We start from the raw sequence: 8,699 nt of genomic DNA, 5'->3' as shown, positions 1-8,699 counted from the left end.
TTGTTGGTCATTACCGCTGGATGCCTTAGTGACGAATCATCACTTGTTTGCCGCTGATGTTATTTCCGCTTTTTACGGCAACATAATAACTTCCGTCGGGAATAGAAGACACATCGATGGTTGCAGTACCATTGTTAATGGTGGCGCTGGAATAAATTCTTCCGGATAAATCAAACAATTCTACCGAATAAGAATGATCTGACATATCGGTACGAATCGTTAATCGTTCACTCACAGGATTGGGGTAAACCGAAATTTCTGTAATGGGAAATGATCGTTCAATGGATACCGCCGGAAAAATAGTGGAGTTACCATCGCGGTCGGTTTGTACAAGGCGATAATAAGATAAACCCTCAAGCGGCGAATAGTCCATGCTTTCATAAACAGTGGTTGAATTACTATTTCCTGTTCCGCTGGTTTTACCAATAACATCCCAGTTCATTCCATCTGCCGAACGTTCAATTTCGAAGTGGTCGTTATTGCTTTCTGATGCAGTTGTCCATCGGATAGCCACTGTATTTTCATTTTCTTCCTCTACATCAAAACGGGTCAGTTCAATAGGAAGAGGAGAAGTGGTAACACTTGAAATCATTAGATTATCGAATACCGTTTTATCTGCTCCATTTCCATCCATGAGTAAACCAACCACTAAATCGCCTGCACCGCTCCAGTTTAAATTGCGGGAGTCCGGACCATCATAACTCCAAACGATGGAATTGTCTACCAACAAAGCAGCTTGACCAGATGAGGGTAAATAAAAAAATCGGTACGTTCTAAAAACATCATCGTTGGGAATAGAAAACACATTTCCCGAATTAATGGTATTGTGTCCGCCCATTCCGTTATCTACACGAAATTTTACGGATAAATTTCCACCGTTCATTCCGAAATCGAACCCTGAACCGCGGCTTACAAAACTTCCAACTGATTCATCGCGCTGAAAATCGATGGTAATATCAATCCCGTTTACATCGAAATAAGAACCATCAAAGGTCATGTTTAAATCTTGTTTAGGTAAACTTGGATTTAAACCTTTGGTTCCATAATTACCACCCGTGTGCGATCGTGCAGATGAACTAATGGAAATAGGGGAGGGACCAATCGTTGAAACTGTTGCAGTGCTCGAGTTCCAGTCGTACGAAACAATTGGTTGTGCATTTAATGCACTCATACTTCCTATGGAAATAAATAAGTAGAATAATTGTTTCATAGCTTTTGGTTGAGTGGGTTCTGGCTATTTATACTTAGGTAGATTGCAAAAGGATGTTGGAATTAGCGTAAGCGGGCTTAATTCCGGATGAACCGGCTATGGAAAAGGATAAAAAAAAGTCACTCAGTAAGAATACGGAGTGACCATTTAAGCGATAGAATTAGGTCGAACTACCAATGAAAAATTTTCTTCATCGGTACAATTACGGGGATTCTTTTATAAAAACAGATCGGTCATTAATTGCGCTTTCGGATCTACTGCGTAATTACTGAAATCGCTGATACCGGATTCGCGCAATACTTCTTCATCAATAAAGAAATTACCGTTGCATGTTTGCGGATTTCGTTTTAAAATTTCCAATGCAGCATCGGCCATGATTTCAGGTTTGCGCGAAATTTTCATCATTTCTTCACCACCAACAATATTCTGTATGGCAGCTGTGGCAATGGTTGTTCTTGGCCATAAAGCATTGGATGCGATATTGAATTTTTTGTATTCCTGACTAAATCCAAGAGCCGCCATGCTCATTCCGTATTTGGCCATCGTATACGCCATGTGCCGCGAAAACCATTTCGGATCCAGATTTAATGGCGGAGATAAAGTGAGAATGTGTGCGTGCGACGATTGCTTTAAATGAGGTAAGGCCGATTTGGTAAGTAAATAAGTGCCCCGCACATTAATGTCCATCATTAAATCGTAGGACTTCATTTGTAGCGTAGAAGAGGGCGAAAGATTAATGGCAGATGCATTATTGATCACGATATCGATTCCGCCGAATGTTTCCACTGTTTTTGCAATGGCATTTTCAACCTGCTCATCTTCCCGCACGTCGCATTGAATGGCGAGTCCATTTCCTCCGGCTTTAATAATATCTTCCACGGCCGAAAAAATAGTTCCTTCCAGTTTCGGATGAGGCTCCGCTGTTTTGGCCGCTATGGCAATATTGGCACCTTGTGATGCTAACTTCAATGCAATGGCCTTGCCAATACCACGACTCCCGCCGCTGATGATGACTGTTTTTCCTTTTAAGCTCATGGTTTTTGTTTTCTCAAAGATAGGAAATCATCCCTTGCATAAACAGAGGAACAGGATGGGAGAAAAATGCCAATTCAATTGCCTGAAGTACTGCAGGAGAGAGGAACATTTAAAAACAAACAACAGAATTTTACCGGACTAATCGCCTGCTGCACTCTGATAAATCGTAAATTTGAAGGTGGAGAAATTTGTTATTCCCGATCATTTGCGCACCGGACTATTTGGATGGAGCTGGACCAAATCGCTATGGCCGGGAAAAAAGGAGTTGAAAGATCCGCTTTCGAAAAAAAATCTCCTGGTATTGGAAGAAGCCCTGATGGAAGAACCAACCGCCGAACATTTTTTGGCACGAGCACGATTTTTTATTGAACATGGCGAATTGGAAAAAGCACTGGCCGATTATAATCAAACCATCAACGAAAAACATTCCCTCCACCAGGCCATTGCAGAACGGGCAGATGTGTATTTACTGCTCGAAATGGATGATGAAGCACTAAAGGATTATGAAGAATGTCTGGCCATCATTCCGAAGGAAAAAACCATCACCTTAAAATTAAGTTATGTCTGCATGCTACTCGGAAAATTTCCGGAAGCGCAGATGTATTTGCAAAGCTACAATGACAAGGTAAAGGGCGACACCAACGCTAAATTGCTGGAGAAATACCTCTTGAATTTTAAGCGGAGAATGCATACGGAAATCGGACTCGCTGAATTAAAACTGAAGGAAAGTTATTCCGAAGAAAATTTACTGGCACGGGCAAAAGCACGCGAAAAAGCATTTGATCTGGTGGGAGCGGCAGAAGATTTTTTAATGCTGTACCTGCTCTTCGAAAAAGAAGAATACCGCATTGCGGGACAGGAAATCAAAAGCATTATTCTCGATCTAAAACTCGGACGAAAACACCGTTCATAAAAAAGGCGGGATCATTTCGACCCCGCCCGGGCTTTGTCCGGTAATCCACAAACCAAAACCAACCGGAAAACGCCTGCTTGCATTGTTTATGCGTTGAGTGGAATTTCTTCCTCTTTTTTAATGGGACGACGAAACACTACTTTTCCGTCGATGGCATCCATAACGATAACTTCATCGCGACTCACTTTCCCCGCAAGGAGATTTTTTGAAAGTTCATTGAGAACTTGTTTTTGAATCACCCGTTTTACCGGACGAGCACCAAATTGCGGATCGAAACCTAGAGTTGAAATCATATCCACTGCTTCAGATGTAATGTGGAGCAGAATATCGTTTTTCTTTAGAGTTACAGCCAACTGATGGAGTTGAAGTTTTACAATGTTCTTCACTTCTTTTTTATCCAGCGGTTTAAACATGATGATCTCGTCGATACGATTCAAAAACTCGGGACGAACACTTTGTTTGAGTAATTCGAACACTTCGTTTTTGGTAATCTCAGCCACTTCTTCCGGATCTTTTTTGCTCATTTTTTCAAAATTCTCCTGAATAATGTGCGATCCGATGTTGGAAGTCATAATGATGATGGTGTTTTTAAAATTCACCACACGACCTTTATTGTCGGTTAAACGTCCGTCGTCCAGCACCTGCAACAAAATGTTGAATACATCCGGATGTGCTTTTTCAATTTCATCAAGCAACACTACGCTGTAAGGTTTTCTGCGAACAGCTTCGGTTAATTGTCCGCCTTCATCATAACCCACATAGCCCGGAGGAGCTCCCACTAAACGGGAAACACTGTGTCGCTCCTGATATTCGCTCATGTCGATTCGGGTCATGGAATTTTCATCGTTGAATAAAAATTCGCTGAGTGCTTTTGCCAATTCGGTTTTACCAACACCGGTGGTACCAAGAAAAATAAACGAACCAATCGGACGCTTCTGGTCCTGCAATCCGGCGCGACTCCTTCTAACGGCATCGGCAACGGCAACAATGGCTTCTTCTTGTCCAACAACCCGCTTATGCAATTCATCTTCGAGGCGAAGTAATTTTTCTTTTTCACTTTCCAGCATTTTATTTACGGGAATGCCGGTCCATTTACTCACCACTTCAGCAATTTCTTCACTGGTGACTTCCTCCTTAATCATTTTCGATTTCGTTTGCATTTCGGCCAGCGCTTTTTTCTGTTCTTCGAGTTTGCGCTCACTTTCCTGCAATCTCCCGTATCGGATTTCGGCCACTTTTCCATAATCGCCATTACGCTCAGCTTGTTCAGCCTGTAGTTTCAGCGATTCAATTTCTTCCTTCATATGCTGAATCGAATCCACCACATCTTTTTCTGCTTTCCATTTTGCCATAAAGGCATTGCGTTGTTCATTCAGATTGGCCAGCTCAGATTGAAGTTGTTCCAGTTTTTTGGTATCGTTTTCACGTTTGATGGCTTCACGTTCAATTTCCAGCTGCATAATTCTGCGATCCAGTTCATCCAGTTCTTCGGGTTTGGAATTAATTTCCATACGAAGCTTAGAAGCTGCTTCATCAATCAGGTCAATCGCTTTATCCGGTAAAAAACGGTCGGTAATATAACGTTGCGATAATTCTACGGCAGAAATAATCGCTTCATCTTTTATGAGCACCTTGTGATGGTTTTCGTATTTATCTTTAATACCACGCAGAATAGAAATGGCATCTTCAGAAGAAGGTTCATCCACCAAAACTTTCTGAAAACGACGCTCAAGTGCTTTATCTTTTTCAAAATATTTTTGATATTCATTCAGCGTAGTTGCACCAATGGCTCTCAGTTCTCCGCGGGCTAAAGCGGGTTTTAAAATATTGGCAGCATCCATTGCGCCTTCACCACCTCCGGCACCTACCAGCGTGTGAATTTCATCAATGAATAAAACAATTTCTCCTTCGGCAGAAATCACTTCTTTTACAACGGATTTTAATCGTTCCTCAAACTCACCTTTGTATTTGGCACCTGCAACAAGCGCGCCCATATCCAGCGAATAAATTTGTTTCGATTTCAGGTTTTCGGGAACATCTCCATTTACAATACGATGGGCCAACCCTTCGGCAATTGCTGTTTTACCCACACCCGGTTCACCAATCAGAATCGGATTATTTTTTGTTCTGCGCGAAAGAATCTGCAAAACACGGCGAATCTCTTCGTCGCGACCAATCACCGGATCGAGTTTGCCTTTCGATGCCAGATCATTCAGATTCTTTGCGAACTTATTCAGGGAATTGTAGGTTTCCTCTTGTGAAGCAGAAGTAACCTTACTTCCTTTTCTTAATTCTTTAATGGCAGTTTTCAGGTCTTTTTCATTTACGCCTGCATCTTTAAGCAATTGCGAAGCATTATCGCTCACTGAGAGAATTCCGAGGAGCAAATGTTCAATCGACACAAACTCGTCGCCAAATTCTTTCAGAAAACCAAATGCTTTTTGCAAGGCTTGATTCGCATTGCGCGATAAATATTCCTGTCCGCCACTCACTTTCGGATATCCCGAAATAATGCGGTCGAGCGCCTGGCTCATTACATTGGTATTTGCATTCAGCTTTTTTAAAATGTAAGGCGTAACATTCTCGTCAACATTCAAAATTCCTTTTAACAAATGTCCAACTTCAATCTGCTGGTTTTGGTTCTCCATTGCCAATTGTTGGGCCTGCTGAACCGCTTCCTGCGATTTAATGGTGAATTTACTAAAGTCCATTGTATTCGTTTTTCTTATCCGCCTCAAAGTATAAACCAAAGGCAAAAGCGGGAGAAAAGACTGAAATTTTGACTCGTTTCTAAAGAAAAAGAAGAAAAATTGGCGCTCCCGGAACAGGAGAAATGTCAATTCGTCAGATAATGCGTTTTATAATACGCAGCTTGTGCGAATAAGATTTGCTATCCTCATTGTAAATCCCTTCATGGTCCAGTTTATCAATGCGCACTTTACCGGAGGCATGAATAATTCGTGAATCAGAAAGAAGCATGCCTACATGAATGATTCTCCCTTCGGCATTATCAAAAAAGGCCAGATCTCCTTCCTTGCATTCTTCCACAAAATTAATCGTATCTCCAAGCTCGGCTTGCTGATAGGCATCCCGCGGAAGTTGAATATTTAAAACTGAAAAAACGCATTGTGTAAGACCGGAACAATCGATTCCCAGAATTGATTTGCCACCCCATAAATATGGAGCGTTTAAAAAACCAATGGCGGCATCACCGGGTGATGATAAAGGCGAATATTTACCAAGGTATTCAAATTCGTTTTTACCGATTTTAAAACTGCCTTTATCAAAATAAGGTAAAGAAGATCCAAAGGGCAGGTACATGGTTTGACCATTACTTTGCATTCGTGCAAAATGTTCGGCCACTTTTAATCCGGGTTTAGATTTTAAAAAGTCGAACTGATCCGCAAACAAATATTCATATTGCTTATTGTCGAGCCAACCTTCATAGCCGTCATTCGCCAGTTTAATGCGACTCCACTTTTCTGCTCGTTCAATAATTTCAAAACATTCCCCGAACAAAACCTGAGAAACCATTTCACTTCGGTCCGAAGGATCCAATCGAAGAGGGGCGAGGGGAATATGACAATAACCGTGTTTCATTAAAATTGAAAAATCACATCTTCTTTACGTGGATGTTGTTCCAGTTTTCCACTGTTGAATAAATACACACCCAGCGATAAAATAAGCAGGGAAATTAAAATAAGCGTTAATTGTAAACCTCTGGCACCAAACTTTCGCTTTAAAAACGATAAGCGCTCACTTTCCATTAATGGCGACCAGGAAACCAATGCACCCATTAAAAGTGCGATTCCTGAGGCAAGTATGATAAATACAGCAACTTTTCCTTGCATGATGCTGCAAATCTAATCATTCAATTTCACCAATGGTGAAAAAAAGAAAGCAAAAAAAGGAAGAATGATGAAAAGCAGTGGATTTAGGAAAATTGGCATGAATAGAAATGAATAAATAATTGAATAATCCCCTAATGCATCACTACTAATTTTTTATAATAATAAGTTTTGCTGCTGTCTGAAATTTTCAGAAAATAGATTCCATTTGTTAATCCGCTTAGCGAAACAGGGAATTTTAAATGGGATGCGGGCAATTTTTCCGAGTATTTTTTTGCTCCATCCAGGCTATAAATTTCCAGGCTAACGATAGCGCTTAATAAATCGGGAGGGAGTTCAATCCAGAGTTGATCATCTGCCGGATTTGGAAATGCTTTAATGGGATAATCATTGTCCCGGTCAGTTATACCACTTGTTATCGAATCCGCCACATTAAATTCTAGTCCTCCCATGGGACCGGGTGGCCAGCAAATGGTATCGCAACCATGCTGATCAAATTTCATAACCCAGACGTTTCTGATTCCTAAAAAAGGCTCGGTCTGACCGGTTCCAACTAATTCATTTCCGTTAACTAAAGTCATCGACCAAAAATACCCAGCTGCTTGTTGAGACGGTGATATTCCATCCCTTCTCCAAATACTGTCGCCACTTGGAGTTAGTTTATAAATGGAAAGATCATAAAAATGACCAACAACACTAATAATTGAATTATCATCACTTATAAGCATAGGGCCAAAACTACCAGAACCATCCGAAGGGTCAGCATATACTTTTTCCCAAATGATGGTACCATCCAGAGAATCAATTTTTGCCAGGTAAGGTCTGTAATCAAAATTCGAATAGTTTCTGGCTCCACTAATTAAAAAGTTTCCATCCGGTAATTCATCGGAGAGCCCAATTCCTCCTTCAGGAAAAGCGGCCGGATAACATTTTTGCCAGATGAAGGCACCCTGAGATGAAATTTTTATGACCAAATGTTGTTTTGTACCACAAATACCATATCCTGTTCCGCTAATCAGAAAACTTCCGGTGGAAAGTTCCTTAACTGTTGCTGCAATTTGAACAGTAGTGCCTCCATAATGGTTACTCCATTCTAAATTTCCATAACGATCATACTTTATGGCAACAATATTTTCATTTCCTACTAATTGAACCCCGGTACAAATAAATCCGGAATCGCTGGTAGGCGCGATATTATAAAGCGTTATGGAATCGCTTATCAAACGAGTAAACAAGGTATCGCCTTGATGATTGTAGCCATAAATATAACCAAATGATTCACCGGTAATCGTATCGGTGAGATCTCCGCATCCCACTAAATTACCACCTACTGTGCGAATAAAACATCCGGATAGACCACTAAACGCCCGATAACCATTCAGTGGATAAAATCGGTCAAATAAGGTATTTCCAAAACTGTCTAATTTCATCAATCCATACCCATTGGTAGCTCCGTGACCGTACACCATGTAATTGATAAAATAATTTCCGGAGTCACTCACAATACCAATTCCACTTTCCCAGGGCGCCGAAAAGTGATCAATATCCCGGTTAAAATATATCTGCGCATGGCCAACAGGAATGATGAAACAAAAACAGAGGTATAGGATGAGTTTTTTCACTATTCAGACTTGATTTCCAATAACCAATTTAATCAATTCAGAACATAAAATGCATTTGGATGCCGTCATTT

Annotated in this window: 7 protein-coding genes; 1 reads left to right on the top strand and 6 read right to left on the bottom strand. The window is 40.9% G+C overall.

Annotated elements, in window-relative coordinates; genetic code table 11:
• Nucleotides 1-25: 25 nt before the first annotated feature.
• Together K1X56_14130 and K1X56_14125 are read right to left on the bottom strand one after the other, a co-directional pair.
• Nucleotides 26-1,210, bottom strand: a complete 1,185-nt coding sequence (locus K1X56_14130) for a T9SS type A sorting domain-containing protein (protein MBX7095856.1) — start codon at nt 1,208-1,210, stop codon at nt 26-28.
• Nucleotides 1,211-1,426: 216 nt separating this feature from the next.
• Nucleotides 1,427-2,245, bottom strand: coding sequence for an NAD(P)-dependent oxidoreductase (locus tag K1X56_14125; protein ID MBX7095855.1), 819 nt, complete (start codon nt 2,243-2,245; stop codon nt 1,427-1,429).
• 178 nt (nt 2,246-2,423) lie between these two features.
• Between K1X56_14125 and K1X56_14120 the strand changes: the two genes are divergently transcribed.
• Nucleotides 2,424-3,158, top strand: coding sequence for a hypothetical protein (locus K1X56_14120; protein MBX7095854.1), 735 nt, complete (start codon nt 2,424-2,426; stop codon nt 3,156-3,158).
• A gap of 86 nt (nt 3,159-3,244) precedes the next feature.
• On the opposite strand, the gene clpB is transcribed toward K1X56_14120, so the two are convergent.
• From clpB to K1X56_14100, 4 genes are all read right to left on the bottom strand, one after another.
• A complete protein-coding gene (gene clpB / locus K1X56_14115) occupies nt 3,245-5,869 on the bottom strand; it encodes an ATP-dependent chaperone ClpB (protein ID MBX7095853.1) in 2,625 nt (874 codons plus the stop codon).
• A gap of 133 nt (nt 5,870-6,002) precedes the next feature.
• Nucleotides 6,003-6,758: a C40 family peptidase gene (locus tag K1X56_14110; GenBank protein ID MBX7095852.1), complete on the bottom strand. Its 756-nt coding sequence runs from the start codon at nt 6,756-6,758 to the stop codon at nt 6,003-6,005.
• Entirely contained in the window at nt 6,758-7,009 is a 252-nt protein-coding gene (locus K1X56_14105; GenBank protein MBX7095851.1) for a hypothetical protein, read from the bottom strand. Before K1X56_14105 ends, K1X56_14110 begins: the two co-directional genes overlap by 1 nt.
• 131 nt (nt 7,010-7,140) lie before the next feature.
• The gene (locus K1X56_14100) at nt 7,141-8,628 is read right to left on the bottom strand and encodes a T9SS type A sorting domain-containing protein (GenBank protein MBX7095850.1); all 1,488 of its coding nucleotides are present in this window, start codon (nt 8,626-8,628) and stop codon (nt 7,141-7,143) included.
• Between the last annotated feature and the right edge of the window lie 71 nt (nt 8,629-8,699).

It is taken from the genome of Flavobacteriales bacterium, from assembly GCA_019694795.1.
In the GTDB taxonomy this organism is placed as follows: Bacteria; Bacteroidota; Bacteroidia; order Flavobacteriales_D; family UBA2798; genus UBA2798.
Note: the sequence above shows the minus strand (reverse complement) of the source record. Positions and strands in the feature narration are given on the sequence as shown.

Bases quoted from the DNA above. Each gene is read 5' to 3' on its own strand.
- K1X56_14130 (MBX7095856.1), bottom strand. From the start codon at position 1,210: ATGAAACAATTATTCTACTTATTTATTTCCATAGGAAGTATGAGTGCA.
- K1X56_14125 (MBX7095855.1), bottom strand. From the start codon at position 2,245: ATGAGCTTAAAAGGAAAAACAGTCATCATCAGCGGCGGGAGTCGTGGT.
- clpB (MBX7095853.1), bottom strand. From the start codon at position 5,869: ATGGACTTTAGTAAATTCACCATTAAATCGCAGGAAGCGGTTCAGCAG.
- K1X56_14110 (MBX7095852.1), bottom strand. From the start codon at position 6,758: ATGAAACACGGTTATTGTCATATTCCCCTCGCCCCTCTTCGATTGGAT.
- K1X56_14105 (MBX7095851.1), bottom strand. From the start codon at position 7,009: ATGCAAGGAAAAGTTGCTGTATTTATCATACTTGCCTCAGGAATCGCA.